This window comes from Motilibacter rhizosphaerae, assembly GCF_004216915.1.
Classification (GTDB): Bacteria; Actinomycetota; Actinomycetes; order Motilibacterales; family Motilibacteraceae; genus Motilibacter; species Motilibacter rhizosphaerae.
The window spans coordinates 973,955-993,766 of the sequence record NZ_SGXD01000002.1 but is presented as its reverse complement, the minus strand read 5'-3'; the positions used below and the strand labels follow the sequence as shown (position 1 = coordinate 993,766).

Sequence of the window (19,812 nt, the reverse complement as noted above, 5' to 3'; positions counted from 1 at the left end):
TCGACCCGCAGCTGTTCGACGCGGTCGACGTCATCCGTGCCAAGCGCGACGGCGGTGAGCTGTCCGACGAGGCGATCGACTGGGTCATCGCGGCGTACACCCGAGGTGTGGTGGCCCACGAGCAGATGAGCGCGCTGCTCATGGCGGTGCTGCTGCGCGGCATGAGCCGGCCCGAGGTCGCCCGCTGGACGGGGGCGATGATCGCCTCGGGCGACCGGCTGAGCTTCGCCGACCTCGGCCGCCCGACCGCCGACAAGCACTCGACCGGCGGCGTGGGCGACAAGATCACGCTGCCGCTCGCCCCGCTCGTCGCGGCCTGCGGCGTCGCCGTCCCGCAGCTGTCGGGGCGCGGGCTCGGCCACACGGGCGGGACCCTGGACAAGCTCGAGGCGGTGCCCGGGTGGCGCGCGTCGCTCTCGCTCGACGAGGTGCGCGCCCAGCTGCGCGACGTGGGCGCCGTCATCTGCGCCGCCACGGAGACGCTGGCGCCGGCCGACAAGCTGCTCTACGCGCTGCGCGACGTCACCGCCACGGTCGAGTCCGTCCCGCTCATCGCGAGCTCGATCATGAGCAAGAAGATCGCCGAGGGCACGGGCGCGCTCGTCCTCGACGTCAAGGTCGGCAGCGGGGCCTTCATGAAGGAGCTCGCCGACGCGCTGGAGCTGGCCCGCACGATGGTCGACCTCGGCACGGACGCCGGCGTGCGGACCGTCGCGCTGGTGACCGACATGTCCACGCCGCTCGGCCTCACCGCCGGCAACGCCCTCGAGGTCCGCGAGTCGGTCGAGGTGCTCGCCGGCGGCGGCCCTGCCGACGTCGTCGAGCTCACGGTGGAGCTGGCGCGCGAGATGGTCGGCGCCGCGGGCGTCCAGGGACCGGACCCGCGCGACGTGCTCGCGAGCGGGCGGGCCATGGACGTCTGGCGCCGGATGATCGCCGCGCAGGGCGGCGACCCCGACGTCCCGCTGCCGACCGCGAAGGAGACCGAGGTCGTGCGGGCCCCGAGCAGCGGGGTGCTCACCCGGCTCGACGCGTACGCCGTCGGCGTCGCCGCGTGGCGGCTCGGGGCTGGCCGCGCCCGCCGCGAGGACCCCGTGCAGGCGGGCGCGGGCGTCGAGCTGCACGCCAAGCCCGGCGACGAGGTGGTCGAGGGCCAGCCGCTGCTGACGCTGCACACCGACACCCCGGAGCGCTTCCCGCGGGCGCTCGCCGCGCTCGAGGGCGGGTTCGAGGTGGGGGCGGCGGCGGCAGGCGCAGCGGCGCGCGCGGTGGTGCTGGAGCGCATCACGCCCTGAGGTGCGTGCGGCCTACGCTGGCGCCATGCCGACCCTCGTGCCCGCTCCCGCCCGCATCCCCGTCCCCGGCGGCAAGCAGATCGACGAGTACGTCGGCCGCGCCTCCACCGGCACGGCCGAGGTCTCCGTCGCCCACATGAAGGCGCCCGCGGGCTGGTCCGAGCCCGCGCAGACGCCGGAGTTCGACGAGGTGACGGTCGTGCTCGCGGGAGAGGTGCGGGTGGAGCACGCGGACGGCGTGCTGCACGTGCCGGCGGGCCAGGCGGTGCTGACCCGCGCCGGCGAGCGCATCCGCTACCTCGTGGGCGACGAGGGCGCCGAGTACGTCGCGGTCTGCCTGCCGGCCTTCGGGCCCGACCTCGTCAACCGCGAGGACGAGGACGCATGACCGCGCCGACCCCCGAGCAGCTGCGGGCGGTCCCCAAGGTCCTGCTCCACGACCACCTCGACGGTGGGCTGCGGCCGGCAACGGTCCTCGAGCTCGCCCGGGAGACCGGCTACGAGGGCCTCCCCGAGAGCGAGGTGGGCGCGCTCGCCGCGTGGTTCGAGCGAGCGTCGACCTCCGGTTCGCTGGAGCGCTACCTCGAGACCTTCGTCCACACCGTCGGGGTCATGCAGACGGTGCCGGCGATCCGCCGCGTCGCGCGCGAGTGCGCCGAGGACCTCGCCGACGACGGCGTGGTCTACGCCGAGGTGCGCTTCGCGCCCGAGCTGCACGTCGAGCGCGGCCTGGCGCTGCCCGCGGTCGTCGAGGCGGTGCTCGAGGGCTTCGCGGAGGGCAGCGCCGCGGCGGCGGCCCGGGGGCGGGAGATCCGGATGGCCGCCCTGCTCACCGCCATGCGGCACGCGGCGCGCAGCAGCGAGATCGCCGAGCTCGCCGTGCGCTACCGCGACGCCGGCGTCGTCGGCTTCGACATCGCCGGCGCCGAGGCGGGGTTCCCGCCCACGCGCCACCTCGACGCCTTCGAGTACCTCCGGCGGGAGAACGCGCACTTCACCATCCACGCCGGCGAGGCCTTCGGGCTGCCGAGCATCTGGGAGGCGCTGCAGTGGTGCGGCGCGGACCGGCTGGGCCACGGCGTGCGCATCGTCGACGACATCACGGTCGCGGCGGACGGGACGCCGCGGCTGGGACGGCTCGCGGCGTACGTCCGGGACATGCGGGTGCCGCTGGAGATGTGCCCGTCGTCCAACCTGCAGACCGGCGCGGTCACCTCCATCGAGGAGCACCCGCTGGGGCTGCTGCGCGAGCTCGGCTTCCGCGTCACGGTCAACACGGACAACCGGCTGATGAGCCGCACCAGCCTGTCGCGGGAGATGGGGCTGCTCGTCGACGCGTTCGGCTACGGGTGGGCGGACCTGCGCTGGCTCACGGTCAACGCGATGAAGAGCGCCTTCATCCCCTTCGACGAGCGGCTGGCGGTCATCGAGCAGCGGATCAAGCCGGCGTACGCCGCGCTGGGAGCCTGAGCGGCGAGGATCTGCTCGTGGTGGTTTGTCCGGTTCAGTGACCGGGGACCTCAAGCGCGTCGAACCTTGTTCGTCCGGCAAGCGACAGGAGTCGCCCGCCCATCGTCGAGGGGCTCAGCGCCCCGAGGAGGCCCTTGTGAAGGCTCGTACGCTCGTCCCCGCTCTCGCCACCGCCGCCGTGCTCGCCGCCGCACCCGCCGCCGCCTCCGCTGCCGAGGTCTCCACCCAGGCCACAGCCGCCCAGGCGAAGGCCACGGACGCGGCCTGGCTCAAGGCCGCCGCGGCGTACGACCTCGCGGAGATCTCCGCGGGCAAGCTCGCCGAGAGCAAGGCCACGACAGCTGCGGTCGCGGGTCTCGGCAAGATGTTCGTCATGGACCACACCAAGCACATCGCCATGGTCCGCTCGCTCGCCAAGGCGCGCGGCGTCACGCTCCCCACGACGCCCCCCGCCGACGCGGCGAAGCGCACGGCTGAGCTGGCCGACGCGCCGTCCGGCATCACGTGGGACCGCAACTGGGTCCGCTTCCAGCTCTCCGGCCACCGGGCGGTCTACATCGCGACGGGCAAGGCGCGCCTGGTCTCGCGCGACTCCGGTGTGCTCAACCTCGAGCGCATGACGCTCCCGGTCGTGAAGAAGCACTACCTCGGCCTGGCTGCCACCTACGTCGTCATCGCGCCGCCGGCGTCCTGACGGCCGTGGGCGTCCGGCTGGCCGAGGTCGTCGTCGACTGCGCCGACCCCTTGCGGGTGGCGGAGTTCTGGTCGGCGGTGCTCGGCTGGCCGGTCCGCCGCTACGACGAGGACGGCGAGATCTACTACGACCTCGAGCCGCCTGCTCCGGGGATGCCCGAGCTGGCCTTCGTGCCGGTGAGCGAGCCGAAGCAGGGCAAGGTGCGGATCCACCTCGACGTCGCGCCCGAGCCGGGCTCGACCCGGGACGGGGAGGTCGAGCGCCTGCTCGGGCTCGGCGCGACCCGGGCCGACGTCGGGCAACGCGGCGACGAGACCTGGGTCGTGCTCGCTGACGTCGAGGGCAACGAGTTCTGCGTGCTGGGGCCCCGGAGCTGACGCTCCGGGGCCTCCGGCGTGGACGGGCCCCCCTCCCCCGTGATCATGCAGATCCTGGGCGGGGATCCGTACGGGGCGGCCCGCCCGTCTGCGCCGTCCCCCCGTGATCATGCACAACCTGGGCGGGGGAGCCGTACGCGGCCGGGCTCGTCATCTGCCGTGATCATGCACAACTTGGGCGGGTGTGGCGTACGGGGCGGCACGCCCGTCTGTGCCGTGATCATGCACCTGTTGGGCGGGACGAACCGCAGCGAGCTCCGCCGGGTGAAGTCCCCGTGATCATGCGCAACCTGGGCGCAGAGAGTTCTCCGTCCGCTCCCGCCGTCCCCGTGATCATGCACGACCTGGCCCCAGGATCTGCATGATCACGGCGGGGGAGGGGGCCCAAGGTGTGCATGATCACCGCAGGGGCGGGGCCCCAAGATGTGCATGATCACGGCAAGGGGCGGGGCCCCGGGATCTGCATGACCACCCCAAGGGCGCTAGGCCGGATGGGTGACGGGCACGCCGCCGGTGGCCCGGCCGGCGGTCCCGACCGTCGGCGCGGTCGCCGTACGACCCGCAGCGGCCAGCAGCCCGAGGACCTCGGTGTGCAGGTGGCGCAGCTGCGGGCCGGGCGCCTCGACGCCCTCGGCGGCCGGCACCTCCAGCCCCTGGAGCTGGCGACGCTCGCGGTCGGCCCCCTCGTCCCCTGCCGCGGCCCGGACGAGGCGGACTGCCCGGTCGACCGCGGCCTGGTGCATGTGCACGAGGTAGCAGCCGTCCTCCTTGAGCTCCGCGTCGACCTCGGCGACCTGCAGGTCGCCGATGCGCGTGGCCACGGCGAGCAGCTCGGTCACGACCGGTCCACCCTCCTCGGCCCAGTGCGGCTCGACCGGGCCGGGTGCGGCGCACCCCTGGACGACGCGCTCCGCCGCCTCCTGCAGGGCCACGGCCTGCCCGAGCTCGAGCGCCAGCGCGGCGAGCGGCGACCACCGCTCGACCGGGGCGGGGGAGGGCAGGGAGGAGGAGGGCCCGCGGGACCTGCGCCAGAACGCCATGCACGACTCCTTCGTCGTCCAGTCCGTCGTCCGGGCAGCGCGTCATCGCCTACCCGGCAGTACCCTCCAGCCTCGCGGGCGCCGGCCACCTCGTCAAGAGCCGTCGGCCGCTCCGACCTGCGGGAGCGCCCGATCCGGGCGAGGATGCCCGGATGGAGCGCCGGTGGCTGTTCGCCGACCAGCTCGGCCCGCACTTCCTCGACGCGGACGATCAGCCCGTGCTGCTCGTGGAGTCGCGGGCCGTCTTCGCGCGGCGCCGCTTCCACCGGCAGAAGGCCCACCTCGTGCTGAGCGCGCTGCGCCACCGCGCGGCGGAGCTCGGCGAGCAGGCGAGGTTCGTGAGGACCGAGGGCGGCTACCGGCGCGTGCTCGAGGCGCTCGGGGAGCCGGTGTCCGTCTGCGCCCCCACGACCCGCGGCGCGCTGCGGCTGGTGGAGTCGCTGCCGGGGGTCGACGTCCTGCCGGAGCGCGGCTTCGCGACCACGCGCGCGGAGTTCGAGCGGTGGGCGCAGGGCCGGACCACCCTGCGGATGGAGCAGTTCTACCGCGACGCCCGTACGCGGCTCGGGCTCCTCATGGAGCCCGACGGCCCGGTCGGCGGGCGGTGGAACTACGACGCCGAGAACCGCGAGGCACCACCGCGTACGGACCGGCTCGACCTCGCGCCGCCGTGGCTCGCCGAGGAGGACGAGATCGACGCCGAGGTGCGCGCCGACCTCGACCGCTGGGAGCGCGACGGCGTCGTCTCGTTCGTCGGCCGGGACGGACCACGCGTCTTCCCCGTCACCCGCGCCGAGGCGGTCGAGGCGCTGCGGGTCTTCGTCACGCAGCGGCTGGCGTCCTTCGGTCCCGTCGAGGACGCGATGCTGCGCGCCGACGAGTGGATGGCGCACTCGCTGCTCTCGCCGGCGATGAACCTCGGGCTGCTGCACCCGGTCGAGTGCGCGCGCTCGGCGGAGCGGGCGTACCGGCGGGGGGAGGCGCCGCTCCCGAGCGTCGAGGGCTACGTCCGCCAGCTCGTCGGCTGGCGCGACTACGTCTTCCACACCTACTGGCACTTCGACGAGGACTACCCCGACCGCAACGCCCTCGAGGCGTACGAACCGCTGCCGCAGTGGTTCCGCGACCTCGACGCCGACGCGGTGGAGGCGGCCTGCCTGCGCGACGTCCTCGCCGGCGTGCGCGACCGAGGGTGGGTGCACCACATCCCGCGGCTCATGGTGCTCGGCGGCTACGCGCTGCAGCGCGGCTGGAGCCCGCAGGAGCTGACCGCGTGGTTCCACGAGTGCTTCGTCGACGGGTACGCGTGGGTGATGGTCGCCAACGTCATCGGCATGTCGCAGCACGCGGACGGCGGGCTCATGGCCACCAAGCCGTACGCCGCGGGCGGGGCGTACATCGACCGGATGAGCGACTACTGCGGCGGTTGCGCGTACTCGCCGAAGGTGCGGCTCGGCCACGGCGCCTGCCCGTACACCGCGGGCTACTGGGCCTTCCTCGACCGCAACGCCGAGCGCCTCGCGGGGAACGTGCGGATGCGCCAGCCGCTCGCCGGCCTGGCGCGGCTGGCGGACCGCGAGGCCGTCGTCGAGCAGGAGCGGGAGCGCGGCTCGCGGGCGCCGTGAGCAGCGGCGCTAGCCGCGGTAGACGTACCCCACGCGGCGGATCGTCACCAGCGAGCTGCGCACCGGCTCGCCCAGCTTGCGGCGCAGGCGGCTCACGTGGACGTCCACCGTGCGCCCGCCACCGGGAACGTCGTAGCCCCACACCGCCCACATCAGCTGGGTACGGGTGAGGACGAGCCCGGTGTGCTCGAGCAGGTGGGCGAGGAGCTCGAACTCGAGGTAGGTGAGGTCGGGGACCGCGCGCCCCGCGACCGTGACGACGCGGGTGGCCCGGTCGGCGACCACCTCGGGGTGCTCGTGGGTGAGGACTGGTCGGGCCACGGTCTCGGTTGCCACGCAAGGACTCTGCCCCGCTGACCGGTCCTCCCGCCCGGGCGAGGACCGGCTGTCTCAGATGCCGGACCGCGTGCCGCGGGCGACGTGGTCGGCGGAGCGGCTCGCCCAGGAGACCGGAGCGACTAGGTCCCGACGGGGTGCCAGACCGTCTTCGTCTCGAGCCAGGCGCTCATCCGCCCGAGCCCCGGCTCCGCCGCGAGGTCCTCGGCGGGGTCGGGACGGCGTACGCGCTTGAGGTTGTCCGCGGCCGCGCGCTCGAGGTCGGCGACGGCACCCGGGGCCGCGCCGGTGAGGTCGATCCCCGCGACGTCCATGTGGGAGGCGAGCCAGGGCGCGACCTCGGAGGTGCGCCCGGTGAGGAGGTTCACGACACCGCCCGGCACGTCGGAGGTCGCGAGCACCTCGGCCAGGTCGACCGCGGGCAGCGGGCGCCGCTCGCTCGCCAGGGCGACGACGGTCCCGCCACCGACGAGGACGGGGGCGATGACGCTGACGAGCCCCAGCAGCGAGGACTCCTGCGGTGCGACGACGGCCACGACCCCGGAGGGCTGCGGCAGCGAGAAGTCGAAGTACGGGCCGGCCACGGGGTTCACGGTGCCGAGGACCTGGGCGAGCTTGTCGGTCCAACCGGCGTACCAGACCCAGCGGTCGATGGCGGCGTCGACGACGGACTCCGCGCGGTCGAGCGGGATGCCCTCGGAGGCGGAGACCGTGTGCACGAACTGGCCGCGCCGGCCCTCGAGGACCTCGGCGACGCGGTAGAGCACCTGCCCGCGATTGTAGGCCGTGGCGGCGGACCACTTCGGCAGCGCCGCGTGGGCGGCGGTCACCGCGTCGCGGGCGTCCTTGCGGGAAGCGAGCCCGGCGTTCGCGAGGAAGTGCCCGTCGGGCGTGGTGACCTCGTAGCTGCGGCCGGACTCGCTGCGGGGGAACGCGCCGCCGACGTAGAGCTTGTAGGTCTTGCGCACGCCGAGCCGCTGGTGCTGCTGGGATCCGTGGACGGGGTCGCTCATCGCAGGTAGCCCTCCAGCCCGTGGCGGCCGCCCTCGCGGCCCCAGCCGGACTCCTTGAAGCCGCCGAAGGGCGACGTCGGGTCGAAGCGGTTGAAGGTGTTGGCCCAGACGACGCCGGCGCGGAGCCGGTCGGCGGCCCAGAGGATGCGCGAGCCCTTCTCGGTCCACACCCCGGCCGAGAGGCCGTAGGGCGTGTTGTTGGCCTTCTCGATGGCCTCGTCCGGCGTGCGGAACGTGAGCACCGCGAGCACGGGGCCGAAGACCTCCTCGCGCGCGATGCGGTGCGCCGGCGCGACCTCGGTGAAGACAGTCGGGGGGAACCAGAACCCCTTGTCCGGCTGGGAGAACGGTGGCGACCAGCGGACCGCGCCCTCGGCGTCGCCGCTGTCGCTGATCTCGCAGATGCGGCTGAGCTGAGCGGCGGAGTTGATGGCGCCCACGTCGGTGTTCTTGTCGAGGGGGTCGCCCACCCGCAGGGTCAGCAGCCTGCGGCGCAGTGCGACGAGCACCTCCTCGGCGACCGACTCCTGCACGAGCAGGCGGCTGCCCGCGCAGCAGACGTGGCCCTGGTTGAAGAAGATGCCGTTGACGATGCCCTCGACCGCCTGGTCGATGGGCGCGTCGTCGAAGACGATGTTGGCCGCCTTGCCGCCCAGCTCGAGGGTGACGCGCTTGGGCGTGCCGGCGACCGCGCGGGCGATGGCCTTGCCGACCTCGGTCGAGCCGGTGAACGCGACCTTGTCGATGCCCGGGTGCTCGACGAGGGCGCGCCCGGTGTCGCCGTCACCGGTGATGATGTTGACCACGCCCGCCGGGAGGTCGGCCTGGCGGCAGACGTCGGCGAAGAGCAGTGCTGTCAGGGGAGTCGTCTCCGCGGGCTTCAGCACGACGGTGTTGCCGCACGCGAGGGCCGGGGCGATCTTCCAGGCCAGCATGAGCAGCGGGAAGTTCCACGGGATGACCTGCCCGACGACGCCGAGCGGCTTCGGTGCCGGGCCGTGGCCGGCGTAGGACAGCTTGTCCGCCCAGCCCGCGTGGTAGAAGAAGTGCGCTGCTGCCAAGGGGATGTCGACGTCGCGCGACTCCTTGATGGGCTTGCCGTTGTCGATCGACTCGAGGACGGCGAATTCCCGCGCGCGCTCCTGCAGGATCCGGGCGATGCGGAAGAGGTACTTCCCGCGCTCGCGTCCGGGGAGGTGCGACCACACGCCCTCGTACGCCGCGCGCGCGGCGCGCACGGCGCGGTCGACGTCAGCCGTCCCCGCCTGGGTGACCTTGGAGAGCACCTCCTCCGTAGCGGGGTTCACCGTGTCGAAGACGCTGCCGTCCAAGGACTCCACGAAGTCCCCGCCGATGAATAGGCCGTAGGACGGTGCGATGTCGACGACCGCCGTCGACTCGGGCGCGGGGGCGTAGTCGAAGGTCACCACGTCAGGCTCCGGTCACGTAGTCGCGGCCGGCGTAGCGGCCGGACGCCATCTTCTGCCGCTGCAGCAGGATGTCGTTGAGCAGGGTCGAGGCGCCGATGCGGTAGAGCGAGGGGTCGAGCCAGTCGTCGCCGACCGTCTCGTGCACGAGCACGAGGTGCTTGATGGCGTCCTTGCTCGTCCTGATCCCGCCGGCGGGCTTGAAGCCGATGCGGTGGCCGGTGGCGGCGTACCAGTCGCGGACCGCCTCGAGCATGACGAGCGCGACCGGGAGCGTCGCTGCCGGGGAGATCTTGCCGGTGCTGGTCTTGATGAAGTCGGCGCCGCCCATCATCGCGAGCCAGGAGGCGCGGCGGACGTTGTCGAGGGTGGCGAGCTCGCCGGTCTCGAGGATGACCTTGAGGTGCGCACGCCCGCAGGCCTCCTTGACCGCGCGGACCTCGTCGAGCACCTGGGCGTACTGGCCGGCGAGGAAGGCGCCGCGGTCGATCACCATGTCGATCTCGTCGGCGCCCGCCGCGACGGCGTCGCGCACGTCGGCGAGCTTGACCTCGAGCGAGGCGCGGCCGCTGGGGAACGCCGTCGCCACCGCGGCCACCGCGATGCCCGTGCCCTTGAGGGCCTCGACGGCCACCGGCACGAGGTCGCCGTAGATGCAGACCGCCGCCGGGCGCGGGCAGGTCGGGTCGCTCGCGTCGGGCACGCGGGCCTTCGCGCAGAGCGAGCGGACCTTGCCGGGGGAGTCGGCGCCCTCGAGCGTCGTCAAGTCGATGCAGGAGACGGCGAGGTCGAGGGCCTGGCGCTTCGCGTCGGCCTTGACCGACCGGGCCGCGAGCGCGCTCGCCCGGGCCTCGGCGCCGACCTGGTCGACCCCGGGGAGGCCCAGGAGGAAGCGGCGGAGCCCGGAGGCGCTGCCGGTCGCAGCGTCCAGGGCGTCGGCGTCCGGGAGCAGGGGCACGCCCACACCGTACGCCCGCGGGCTGCCCGCTGCGTACGCCGGAGCGGGGGCGTGGGGCAGGATGGCGGGGTGACGCAGAGCGGGGTCCCCGAGGTCTTCCGGCCCGTCACCTCGCGTCCCGTCGCCATCGGCTGCTGGGTCGTCTGCCTGCTGCTGCTGGCAGATGTGCTGCGCCGCGGCACCTGGCCGTCGGCGGCGATCGCCACCCTCAGTCTGGGGCTGCTGGCCGACGCCGCTCTCGCCCTGTGGTGGCGCCCGGAGATCCGCGCCGACGACGCGGGCGTGACGCTCGTGAACCCGCTGCGCGAGGTGCGGGTCCCCTGGACCGCGGTGACCGCAGTCGGGGGCCGCTGGAGCCTCGACGTGCGCACGACCACCCGCCGCTACACCGCCTTCGCGGCCGCCCCCCGGGGCCGCCCGCGCCGCTCCCGCCGGGGCGAGCTGCCGCAGGTGCCCGAGAGCTCCATCGCCGCGTCGCTCGCGACGCGGTGGGAGCGCGGGCTCGGCGGCCGCGACCCCGAGGGCGGTGCGCACGTGCGGTGGGCGTGGGAGGTGCTGGTGCCGGGCGTGCTGCTCGTCGCCGGCATCGTCGCGGTGTCGCTGGCGTGAGCCGCGTACGGCTGCGGGCGCTGGTCGACGAGGACATCCCCGTCCTCGACGGGTGGGCGCGGGACACCGCTCGCCGCAGCGAGTTCGCCGACTTCGGCCTCCCGCCGCTGTCGCACGCGGACCTGCTCGCCCGGGTCGCGGGTGACCCGCGCACCGGCTTCCTCGTGGTCGAGGAGGCGGGGCGCGTCGCGGGCTCGGTCTCCTGGCAGGCCGTCGCGTACGGGCCGAACCCGCAGTCCCGCGCGTGGAACATCGGCATCGAGCTCGACCGCGACTTCCACGGCCGCGGCGTCGGCACGACCGCCCAGCGCCTGCTGGCCGACATGCTGTTCGCCACGACGGACGCGGGCCGCGTCGAGGCCTCGACCGACGTCGAGAACCTCGCCGAGCAGCGCGCGCTGGAGAAGGCGGGCTTCCGCCGCGAGGGCGTGCTGCGCGGGGCGCAGTGGCGCGGCGGGCGCTGGCACGACCTGGTCGGCTACGCGCGGGTGCGGGCGGACTGACGCCGGGCCGCTCGGGCGTGAAGTTGATCAGGCTGCCCGATCGAGTTGGGGGTCGAGCAGCACGGAGTGGTGGCGGACCGCACCAGGTGGTGGTCGGAGGGCTGGAATTGCGTGCTGCCGGCAGTCAGTTCGTGTGGGCCGCCCACTCCCACCTCCCCGTGATCATGCAGTTCTTGGGGCCGCGGGGCACCCCCATTTGATCGAGGTCCCCGATCAAATGGGATCACTGCGGGTGGCCGAGAAGTGGCTGTACGGCAGCCGGTTCTGCTGCCCCGACTCTGTCAGTGGTGGCTTGTACGTTGTCGGCATGAGCTCGAGCAGCAGCCCGTCGCGCGACCCCAGGTCCGGGTCGGCGCGCGGGGTCGCGCTGCTCGAGAAGCACGCGGCGATCGCCCGGCTGCAGGCCGAGTTCCTCACCGACCTCGCGGAGTTCGACGCCGCCGGTGAGTTCGTCATCGACAACCAGGTCACCGCGCAGGCGTGGCTCCGGCACCACACCCGCATGGACGCGCTCGACGCCCGCCGAGCGGTCACGGCGGCGCGAGCCTTGCGCGACCTCCCGCAGACAGCGCACGCGCTCGTCGCGGGTGAGATCAGCGTGCGGCACGTCGACGAGCTGGCGGCCGGGCACAAGCGGCTCGGCGCAGCCGTGATGCTCGAAGCGGAGGAGATGCTCGTGCCGCTGGCGAAGGCCGCTGCGCCGGCGGACGTCCGGGCCGGGGTCGCTCGGGTGGAGGAGGCGGTCGGCGCCGACGAGTCACGCGAGGAGAAGGCGCAGCGCATCCACGACAGCCGCTACCTGCTGCTCTCCACCGGCATGGACGGCACCGTCATCATCACCGGACGGCTCGACCGCGCGCACGGCATGCTGGTCCAGAAGGCGATCCGCGCCGGATCCCAGCCCAACCCCGAACCCGGCCAGCAGGTCGACCCGCGCACCGCCGCCCAACGCCAGGCCGACGCCCTCATCGAGATCGTCCAGACCCACCTCGGCTCCCAGCCCGGGGTCACCAGCCTGCGCCTCGACACCACCCTCGTCGTCGACCTCCCGACGCTGCGCGACGAGCTGCAGCCCGGCGACGGGCACACCGGCATCGCCGCGATCCTCGGGACGGCGTTCACCGCCGAGGAGCTCCGCTACCTCACCTGCACCGCGGACGTGAGCGTCCTGCTGACCGCGACGCTCAGTCCGCACGCCCGCGCTGCTGCTGCGAACGACGAGCGCGCGGGGACGGATGGTGCCGTCAACCTCGGTGGCCTGTCCGTCACGGTCGCTCCCGGCGTCCCGCTCGGCCTCGGCCGGGAGGCCCGCCTCGCCACCAGAGCCCAACTGAGAGCACTGTGGGTACGCGACGGAGGCTGCATCGCCCCCGGCTGCCGCAACCGCAGAGTCCAAGCCCACCACGTCATCCACTGGTCCGACGGCGGCCCGACCGACATCACCAACATGTGCCTGCTCTGCAGCCGCCACCACCACCTCCTCCACCAAGGAGGCTGGCAGCTCGAACCCGACCCCGACAGACCCGGCCGATTCCGCTGGCGACCACCCGACGGAAGCGAACCCGTACCAGCGACCCACGCGAGCGACCGCAACCCCGGCACCACCAGGACCTTCTGGTGACCGGGGGCCGAGCCGGCGCGGCGTCCGCGCGTGCCCTACCCCAGCAGCGCGCGCACCCCGTCCGCCAGCTCGACGACCGCGCCCGGCTCGCCGCCCACGACCTCGAGGTACGCCTTGACCTTCGGCTCGGTGCCCGACGGCCGGACGATGACTCGTGCCCCGCCCTCGAGGTCGAGGCGGAGGCCGTCGGTGGGCGGCAGCCCGTCGAGGCCCTCGGCGAGGTCGTCGACGCGCAGCACCGCGCGACCGGCGACCTCCTCCGGTGGCGAGGTCCGCAGCCGCGACACGAGCGCAGGGATCGCTGCCACGTCGGAGAACCGCAGCGACACCTGACTGGTCTCGTGCCGGCCGTAGTCGCGGGCCAGCTCGTCCAGGACCTCCTGCACCCCGCGCCCCTCGGCCCGCAGCGAGGCGACCAGCTCGAGCGCCACGAGCATCGCGGTGAGCCCGTCCTTGTCCCGCACGCCGTCCGGGTCGACGCAGTAGCCGAGCGCCTCCTCGTAGCCGTAGCGCAGCCCCGGGACCCGGGAGATCCACTTGAACCCCGTGAGCGTCTGGGCGAACCCCACCCCGGACGCAGCCGCGATCCGCGACAGCAGCGACGACGAGACCAGCGACGCGGCGACGGTGCCGCCGTCGAGCCTGCCCCGCCTCAGCAGGTGCCAGGCGAGCAGCCCGCCGAGCTCGTCACCGGTGAGCGCCCTCCATCCGGAGGCGGACGGGAAGGCGACGGCGAGCCGGTCCGCGTCGGGGTCGTTCGCGATGACCACGTCCGCCTGCTCCCGCTGCGCCAGCGCGAGGGCGAGGTCGAGCGCGCCCGGCTCCTCCGGGTTCGGGAACGGCACCGTCGGGAACGCCGCGTCCGGCTCGGCCTGCTCGGGCACGACGACGGGAGCAGGGAAACCCGCTGCTGCCAGCACGTCCTGCGCCACGGCTCCGCCCACGCCGTGCAGCGGGGTGTAGACCGCGCGCACCTCCCGCGGGGAGGCCGGGTCGAGCACCGACACCGCCCGCGCGACGTACGCCGCGAGCACCTCGTCGCCCAGCACCTCGGCCCGGTCGCTGCGCGGCAGCGTCGCGTACGGGCCGGTGCGCTCGATCTCCTCGCTGATCTCGCGGTCGGCGGGCGGGACGATCTGCGAGCCGTCGCCGAGGTAGACCTTGTAGCCGTTGTCGGCGGCGGGGTTGTGCGACGCCGTCACCATGACGCCGGCCGCGGCGCCGAGGTGGCGCACCGCGAAGGCCAGCACCGGCGTCGGCAGCGGGCGCGGCAGCACCTGCACCGACAGCCCCGCGCCGGCGGCGACCTCCGCCGCCTCGCGCGCGAACTCCGCCGAGCCGCGGCGCGCGTCGTAGCCGATGACGAGCAGGCCGCCGCCCCGCGCCTTCAGGTACGCCGCGAGCCCCGCCGTCGTCCTCGCCACCACCAGGCGGTTCATCCGGTTCGGACCTGCGCCGACCGCGCCGCGCAACCCCGCCGTGCCGAACTCCAGCCGGCCGGTGAAGCGGTCGCCGAGGGCGACGACCGGGTCCTCAGCCGCGAGCAGCTGCTGCAGCTCGTCCCGCGTGGCGGGGTCGGGGTCCTCGGCGAGCCAGGCCCGCGCCACGTCCAGCACCTCCACGGTGTCGGCGGACTGCCGGTGCTCGTGCGCCTGCCGCGTGGTGGCCTGCGCGCCGCGCGGCGTCGGGTTGGGGGTCAGCGCGACCGACTCGTCCGGCCCCACGCCGCCCGTGGTGCCCTCGTCGCGGAGGCCGTACGGCACCGGCTGCTGCGTCCCCGCCATCGCCTCGTCGGAGGTCGGCGGCGGGACCTCGCGCTCGCTCACAGCGCCGCCACCAGGTCGCCCAGCAGCCCGCCCATCCGTCCGGCAGCAGCGTTGCCGGCGGCCAGGACCTCCTGGTGGTCGAGGGGTTCGCCCGTCATGCCGGCCGCGAGGTTGGTGACGAGGGAGATGCCGAGCACCTCGGCTCCGGCCTCGCGCGCGGCGATGGCCTCCAGGGTCGTGGACATGCCGACCAGGTCCCCGCCGATCGCGCGGACCATGCCGATCTCCGCGGGCGTCTCGTAGTGCGGCCCGGGGAACTGCACGTAGACGCCCTCCTCCAGCGACGGGTCCAGCTCCTGGGCGAGCCGTCGCAGCCGGCTGCTGTAGAGGTCGGTGAGGTCGACGAACCGCGCCCCCCGCAGCGGCGAGGTCGCGGTGAGGTTGATGTGGTCGCGGATGAGCACCGGCTGCCCCGGCCTGTACGTCGGCCGCAGTCCGCCGCAGCCGTTCGTCAGCACGACGGTGCGCGCGCCGGCCGCGGTCGCGGTGCGCACGCCGTGCACGACCGCCTCGACGCCGCGCCCCTCGTAGAGGTGGGTGCGCCCCAGGAACGCCATCACGTGCTTGTCCCCGACGCGCAGCACGCGGATCCGCCCGGCGTGGCCGGCCACCGCGGGCGGCGCGAACCCGGGCAGGTCGGTGACGGCGAGGTCGGCCACCTGCTCGCCGTGGCGCTCCGCGATGCCGTCGACGGCGGGCACCCAGCCGGAGCCGAGCACGAGGGCGACGTCGACCGACCCGACGCCCGCGAGCTCGCGCAGGCGGTCGGCGGCGGTCAGGGCAGCAGCGTACGGGTCGGTGTCGGGAGTCACGTCCCGCACTCTAGGCTCGCCGGCATGGCGCGGGAGACCGGCACGGCGCGCGAGGTGCGGCAGGCCGACTGGGACGGCCGGGACCTGCGCGGGGAGTCGTTCGAGGCCACGACGTTCTACGACGTGGACCTCTCCGAGCTGGTGGACGAGGGCTCGACCTTCGAGGACTGCACGTTCCGCGGCGTGGCCTTCAACTGCTCGGTCCACACGGACGCGGCGTTCCTGCGCTGCACGTTCTCGCGGTGCACGTTCTTCGACTCGCGCTGGGAGCGGTGCAAGCTCACCGGCAGCACGTTCAGCGGCTGCAGCTTCGAGCTGCTGGCCGCGCTCGGCGGGGACTGGTCCTTCGTCACCCTGCGCGCGGCGGACCTGCGCGGGGCGCGGTTCGAGGACCTGCGGCTGCGGGAGGCCGACCTCGTCGACGTCCGCGCCGCGGGGGCGACCCTCACCCGCTGCGACCTCTCGGGGGCGTCGCTGGAGGGCGCCGACCTCTCGGGCGCCGACCTGCGCGGCTCGGACCTCAGCGCGCTCGACCCGACGCGCGCCCGCGTCGCCGGGGCGACGGTCGACGAGGCGCAGGCCGTGACGCTCGCCGAGGCCATGGGGTTCGTGGTGCTCCCCGGTTGAGCCCGTGCCGATCCCGGGTAGGCCGCTCGCCATGACCGAGAGCACGCCCGACCAGACCGACCCCCGCGCCGACAGCCTGCGCGCGGGGGAGACGCCCCCGCAGGACGACGCCGAGCAGCTGGAGTCCGCGCTGCGCGAGGGCGGGCCGCTCGTGCACGACGACCCGGCGCGCGAGCAGGCGCTCAAGGAGCAGCCGACCGAGGACGGGCCGGGCACCTCGCTGACCTGAGCGCGCTGCCGCCCCCGCGCTGACCCGCCGGGCCTGTGCGACGCTCGGGCCATGACCCGCGCGCTGATCGTCGTCGACGTCCAGAACGACTTCACCGAGGGCGGCTCGCTCCCGGTCACCGGCGGCGCGGCCGTCGCCACCGCGGTCGGGGACTACGCGCGGGCCGCCCGCGCCGCGTACGCCGCCGTCGTCACCACCCAGGACTGGCACGTCGACCCGGGGAGCCACTTCGCCGCGGAGCCGGACTACGTGACGACGTGGCCGGTCCACTGCGTCGCCGGGACGCCGGGCGCCGAGCTGCACCCGGGGCTCGGCGAGGGGTTCCCCGCCGACGTCGCGGTGCGCAAGGGGGAGCGGGCCGCGGCGTACTCCGGCTTCGAGGCGGTCACCCCGGAGGGCGAACCGCTCGCCCGCTGGCTCGGCCGGCACGGCGTCGACGAGGTGGACGTCGTCGGGATCGCGACCGACCACTGCGTGCGCGCGACCGCGCTCGACGCCGTCGCCGCCGGGCTGCGCACGCGCGTGCTGCTGCCGCTGACCGCGGGCGTGTCCGCCGCGACGACGGACGCCGCGCTGGTCGTGCTGCGCGACGCGGGCGTGGAGGTCGCCGAGGAGCTCGCCCTGCTCCACCCGTGACCACCTCCACCCGGACGGCCGCTACGGTCCGTCGTCACCCGGCCGAAGGAGAGGCAGGACCTCTCTGACCTGGAGTGACACGTGCCTGTCAGCGCCACCCTCGCCCGGCTCGTCGACGACCGGCCGCTGCGCGTCAAGCTGCTCGCGCCGGCCACCGTCGCCACCGTCGCCGCCGGCCTCGTGCTCGCCGGGGGCCTGCAGGGGCTGACCTCCTCGGCCCGCACGACGCACGACCTCTACGCGCGCTCCACGGTCGCGATGGCCGACCTGACGCGGGTCCGCGACGCGCTCGGCGACAGCCGCGTCGCCGTCTACGCCTTCCTCGACGCGGCGCCGTCCGACCGGGCCGCGGCGCTGGCCGACATGAAGGACTCGGACGCCTCGCTCGACGGCTCCCTCACGGCGTACGCCCACGACGCGGAGCTCGACGCCCACCGCCGCGACCTGCTCGCCTCGTCGATCGCGACGATGAGGGCCTGGCGGCAGGTCCGCGACCAGCAGGTCGTCGGCCAGGCGCAGCAGAACCACTGGATCCAGGCCTCCGACGCCGTGCGCGGCCCGCTCGCCAAGGCCAACGACGCGTTCGCCGTCCCGCTCGACGACCTGGTCGAGGCCGAGATCGCGTACGCCCGGGTGCGCGCCGACGCAGCCCAGCAGAGCACCGACCGGGCCCGCCTGCTGCTCGTGCTCATCGCGCTGCTCGGCCTGCTGGCGAGCAGCGCCTGCGCGCTGCTCGTCTCGTCGCGCGTGCTCGGCGCGCTGCGCCGGATCAAGGCGACGGTCGCCGCCACCGAGGCCGGTGACCTCAGCGTCCGCTGCGGGGTCGACAGCGACGACGAGCTGGGCGCGATGGCGGCGTCCGTCGACCGCTCGACCGAGGCGACCGCCCGCGCGATCTCCGCGCTGCGCCGCACGACCGAGGCCGTCGCGGCCGCGTCCCACCGCCTGGACGACGCGTCGTCCACCATCGCCTCCTCCGCCGACCACACCAGCGAGCAGAGCCGTACGGCGGGCGCCGCGGTCGAGGGCATCGCCGCGGAGCTCGAGGTCCTGGCCTCCGGCGCCGCGCAGCTCAGCGGCGGCATAGCCGGCATCGCCGAGGACGCCTCGAGCGCCCGGGTCGTGGCCGCCGGCGGCGTCACCGACTCCGCGGCCGCCACCGAGTCGATGGACCGGCTCGAGCAGAGCTCCGCCCAGATCTCGCAGGTCCTGCAGCTCATCACCGCGATCGCCGAGCAGACCAACCTGCTCGCGCTCAACGCGACGATCGAGGCCGCCCGGGCCGGTGACGCGGGCAAGGGCTTCGCCGTCGTCGCCAACGAGGTCAAGGAGCTCGCCCAGCAGACCGGCCGGGCCACCGAGGACATCGCCGCACGCGTGACCGCGATCCAGCAGGACACCCGCGGCGCCAGCACGGCGATCGAGCGGATCAGCGGCGTGATCGGGCAGATCAGCGGGCTGCAGGAGAGCATCTCCTCCGCCGTCGGCGCCCAGGCGGTCACCGCCGACGAGATGGGCCGCTCGGCCGCCGGCGTGCGCACCGGTGCGGAGGCCGTCCGTGGCACCGCCGAGTCGGTCTCCCGGGCCGCGGAGGTCACCCGCAGCGGCGTCGGCGGGACCCGCGAGGCGGCCGAGGAGCTCCGCTCGCTCAGCGACGAGCTCTCCGCCCTCGTCGCCGGGTTCGTGCTCTAGGGATCGAGCCTGCGCTCGTACTGGACGTAGGCCGTGCGCGACCCGACCCGGTCGTACAGCGTGCGGGCGCGGTAGTTCGTCTCGTCGGTGATCCAGTGCAGCCGGCGCCAGCCGCGCTCGCGCCCGACCCCGTCGAGCGCCTCGATGAGCGCGCGGCCCACGCCCCTGCCGCGGACGTCCGGGGCGACGGCGAGGTCCTCGAGGTAGCAGTCCAGCCGGGCGTCCCACGTGCTCGGGGAGACGATCCAGTGGGCGATCCCGACCAGCCGGTCCGCAGCGCCGGCGGGGGCGGGGAGGAACGCCCCGAGCCCGCCCATCTGCGGGTGCCGCTCCTCGGGGCCGCCCGTCAGCCGCGCCCACAGCAGGTCCGACAGCGCGGGGGCGAGGTCCTGGAGGTAGTGCTCGAGGTACGCGCCCCAGACGACGTCCCAGCCGGCACGGTCGCCGGCCTCGAGCGCGCGGACCTCGACCGGCAGCCGGTCCGGGGACTGCTCAGGCATCGGGCACCCCCGGGCCGGTCGACAGGCACGGGCGGGCGCGCAGCTCGTCGACGTAGTCGCCCGGCGCCCCCGCGGCCTCGGCGGCGTCGGCCAGCATCCCGATGTAGCGCGCGCTCGGCAGGCCGCCCTCGTACGCGTCGAGCACGTAGAGCCAGGCGGTGACGTCGCCGTCGAGGGTGTGCACGCGCACCCGCACCTTGCGGAACAGCCCCGTGCCGCCGTCCTCCCACTCGTCGAGCCCGGGCTCGTCCTCGGCGGGGACGTCGTAGAGCAGGACGAAGACGTGCGCGTCGGGGTCCTCCGGCGCCTCGACCACCGTGGCGAACGCGCCCTCCCAGGAGAGGTTCTCGCCGCCGAAGGTCAGCCTCCAGCCGACGAGCCAGCCGGTGCCGCGGATCGGGGAGTGGGGGGCCCGCCGCACCATGCGGCGCGGGTCCAGGTTGCTGCCGTACGCGGCGTAGAGGGGCACGGGCGCTGATCGTATCCGCGCCTCCTCGGCCCTGGGCCGCTACCGCGCGCAAC

The 19,812-nt window shown here is 74.6% G+C and carries 22 protein-coding genes; 13 read left to right on the top strand and 9 right to left on the bottom strand.

The genetic code is table 11. The features are described 5' to 3' along the window. Window positions 1–11: 11 nt before the first annotated feature. The 5 genes from EV189_RS10115 (at window position 12) to EV189_RS10095 (ending at window position 3,836) form a co-directional block, all read left to right on the top strand. A complete protein-coding gene (locus EV189_RS10115) occupies window positions 12–1,295 on the top strand; it encodes a thymidine phosphorylase (protein WP_130492996.1) in 1,284 nt (427 codons plus the stop codon). A 25-nt stretch (window positions 1,296–1,320) separates the two neighbouring features. Beyond that, window positions 1,321–1,683 (top strand): cupin domain-containing protein, encoded by a 363-nt coding sequence (locus EV189_RS10110; RefSeq protein ID WP_130492747.1) that lies wholly within the window; start codon window positions 1,321–1,323, stop codon window positions 1,681–1,683. After that, the gene (locus tag EV189_RS10105) at window positions 1,680–2,765 is read left to right on the top strand and encodes an adenosine deaminase (RefSeq protein WP_130492746.1); all 1,086 of its coding nucleotides are present in this window, start codon (window positions 1,680–1,682) and stop codon (window positions 2,763–2,765) included. Before EV189_RS10110 ends, EV189_RS10105 begins: the two co-directional genes overlap by 4 nt. Window positions 2,766–2,901: 136 nt before the next feature. After that, window positions 2,902–3,459 (top strand): DUF4142 domain-containing protein, encoded by a 558-nt coding sequence (locus EV189_RS10100; RefSeq protein WP_165400230.1) that lies wholly within the window; start codon window positions 2,902–2,904, stop codon window positions 3,457–3,459. A 5-nt stretch (window positions 3,460–3,464) separates the two neighbouring features. Further along, window positions 3,465–3,836, top strand: coding sequence for a VOC family protein (locus EV189_RS10095; protein WP_130492744.1), 372 nt, complete (start codon window positions 3,465–3,467; stop codon window positions 3,834–3,836). A gap of 482 nt (window positions 3,837–4,318) precedes the next feature. Here the strand turns inward: EV189_RS10095 and EV189_RS10090 are convergent, their stop codons facing one another. Beyond that, window positions 4,319–4,876 (bottom strand): hypothetical protein, encoded by a 558-nt coding sequence (locus EV189_RS10090; RefSeq protein WP_130492743.1) that lies wholly within the window; start codon window positions 4,874–4,876, stop codon window positions 4,319–4,321. A gap of 152 nt (window positions 4,877–5,028) precedes the next feature. Here EV189_RS10090 and EV189_RS10085 point away from each other — a divergent pair, with 152 nt between their 5' ends. Continuing rightward, a complete protein-coding gene (locus EV189_RS10085; RefSeq protein ID WP_130492742.1) occupies window positions 5,029–6,501 on the top strand; it encodes a cryptochrome/photolyase family protein in 1,473 nt (490 codons plus the stop codon). A 9-nt stretch (window positions 6,502–6,510) separates the two neighbouring features. Here EV189_RS10085 and EV189_RS10080 read toward each other — a convergent pair whose 3' ends face one another. The 4 genes from EV189_RS10080 to deoC form a co-directional block, all read right to left on the bottom strand. Next, window positions 6,511–6,837: a winged helix-turn-helix domain-containing protein gene (locus EV189_RS10080; protein WP_130492741.1), complete on the bottom strand. Its 327-nt coding sequence runs from the start codon at window positions 6,835–6,837 to the stop codon at window positions 6,511–6,513. Window positions 6,838–6,959: 122 nt separating this feature from the next. Next, complete coding sequence (locus EV189_RS10075; RefSeq protein WP_130492740.1) at window positions 6,960–7,850, bottom strand: aldehyde dehydrogenase family protein; 891 nt, start codon at window positions 7,848–7,850, stop codon at window positions 6,960–6,962. Beyond that, a complete protein-coding gene (locus EV189_RS10070) occupies window positions 7,847–9,277 on the bottom strand; it encodes an aldehyde dehydrogenase family protein (protein WP_130492995.1) in 1,431 nt (476 codons plus the stop codon). Before EV189_RS10070 ends, EV189_RS10075 begins: the two co-directional genes overlap by 4 nt. A 4-nt stretch (window positions 9,278–9,281) precedes the next feature. Beyond that, window positions 9,282–10,235 (bottom strand): deoxyribose-phosphate aldolase, encoded by a 954-nt coding sequence (gene deoC, locus EV189_RS10065; protein WP_231116241.1) that lies wholly within the window; start codon window positions 10,233–10,235, stop codon window positions 9,282–9,284. Between the two features lie 69 nt (window positions 10,236–10,304). Here deoC and EV189_RS10060 point away from each other — a divergent pair, with 69 nt between their 5' ends. The 3 genes from EV189_RS10060 to EV189_RS10050 all read left to right on the top strand — a co-directional run bounded on the left by EV189_RS10060 (window position 10,305) and on the right by EV189_RS10050 (window position 12,968). Further along, window positions 10,305–10,844, top strand: coding sequence for a PH domain-containing protein (locus tag EV189_RS10060; RefSeq protein WP_165400229.1), 540 nt, complete (start codon window positions 10,305–10,307; stop codon window positions 10,842–10,844). Beyond that, entirely contained in the window at window positions 10,841–11,347 is a 507-nt protein-coding gene (locus tag EV189_RS10055; RefSeq protein ID WP_130492739.1) for a GNAT family N-acetyltransferase, read from the top strand. The genes EV189_RS10060 and EV189_RS10055 overlap by 4 nt, the downstream gene beginning before the upstream one ends. Window positions 11,348–11,654: 307 nt before the next feature. After that, window positions 11,655–12,968 carry an HNH endonuclease signature motif containing protein gene (locus tag EV189_RS10050; protein ID WP_165400228.1) on the top strand — a complete coding sequence of 438 codons (1,314 nt, stop codon included), beginning with the start codon at window positions 11,655–11,657 and terminating at the stop codon, window positions 12,966–12,968. A 35-nt stretch (window positions 12,969–13,003) separates the two neighbouring features. Here the strand turns inward: EV189_RS10050 and EV189_RS10045 are convergent, their stop codons facing one another. Together EV189_RS10045 and EV189_RS10040 are read right to left on the bottom strand one after the other, a co-directional pair. Continuing rightward, entirely contained in the window at window positions 13,004–14,794 is a 1,791-nt protein-coding gene (locus EV189_RS10045; protein WP_231116240.1) for a phospho-sugar mutase, read from the bottom strand. After that, a complete protein-coding gene (locus tag EV189_RS10040; RefSeq protein WP_130492737.1) occupies window positions 14,791–15,606 on the bottom strand; it encodes a purine-nucleoside phosphorylase in 816 nt (271 codons plus the stop codon). Before EV189_RS10040 ends, EV189_RS10045 begins: the two co-directional genes overlap by 4 nt. Window positions 15,607–15,630: 24 nt before the next feature. Here EV189_RS10040 and EV189_RS10035 point away from each other — a divergent pair, with 24 nt between their 5' ends. The 4 genes from EV189_RS10035 to EV189_RS10020 all read left to right on the top strand — a co-directional run bounded on the left by EV189_RS10035 (window position 15,631) and on the right by EV189_RS10020 (window position 18,790). After that, a complete protein-coding gene (locus EV189_RS10035; protein ID WP_130492736.1) occupies window positions 15,631–16,233 on the top strand; it encodes a pentapeptide repeat-containing protein in 603 nt (200 codons plus the stop codon). 31 nt (window positions 16,234–16,264) lie between these two features. Then, entirely contained in the window at window positions 16,265–16,462 is a 198-nt protein-coding gene (locus tag EV189_RS10030) for a hypothetical protein (protein ID WP_130492735.1), read from the top strand. 51 nt (window positions 16,463–16,513) lie between these two features. Then, window positions 16,514–17,098, top strand: a complete 585-nt coding sequence (locus tag EV189_RS10025; protein WP_130492734.1) for an isochorismatase family protein — start codon at window positions 16,514–16,516, stop codon at window positions 17,096–17,098. Between the two features lie 81 nt (window positions 17,099–17,179). Then, window positions 17,180–18,790 carry a methyl-accepting chemotaxis protein gene (locus EV189_RS10020; RefSeq protein ID WP_130492733.1) on the top strand — a complete coding sequence of 537 codons (1,611 nt, stop codon included), beginning with the start codon at window positions 17,180–17,182 and terminating at the stop codon, window positions 18,788–18,790. Here EV189_RS10020 and EV189_RS10015 read toward each other — a convergent pair. Further along, window positions 18,787–19,290 (bottom strand): GNAT family N-acetyltransferase, encoded by a 504-nt coding sequence (locus tag EV189_RS10015; RefSeq protein ID WP_130492732.1) that lies wholly within the window; start codon window positions 19,288–19,290, stop codon window positions 18,787–18,789. The genes EV189_RS10020 and EV189_RS10015 overlap by 4 nt on opposite strands. Then, a complete protein-coding gene (locus tag EV189_RS10010; RefSeq protein WP_130492731.1) occupies window positions 19,283–19,759 on the bottom strand; it encodes a gamma-glutamylcyclotransferase family protein in 477 nt (158 codons plus the stop codon). Before EV189_RS10010 ends, EV189_RS10015 begins: the two co-directional genes overlap by 8 nt. Between the last annotated feature and the right edge of the window lie 53 nt (window positions 19,760–19,812).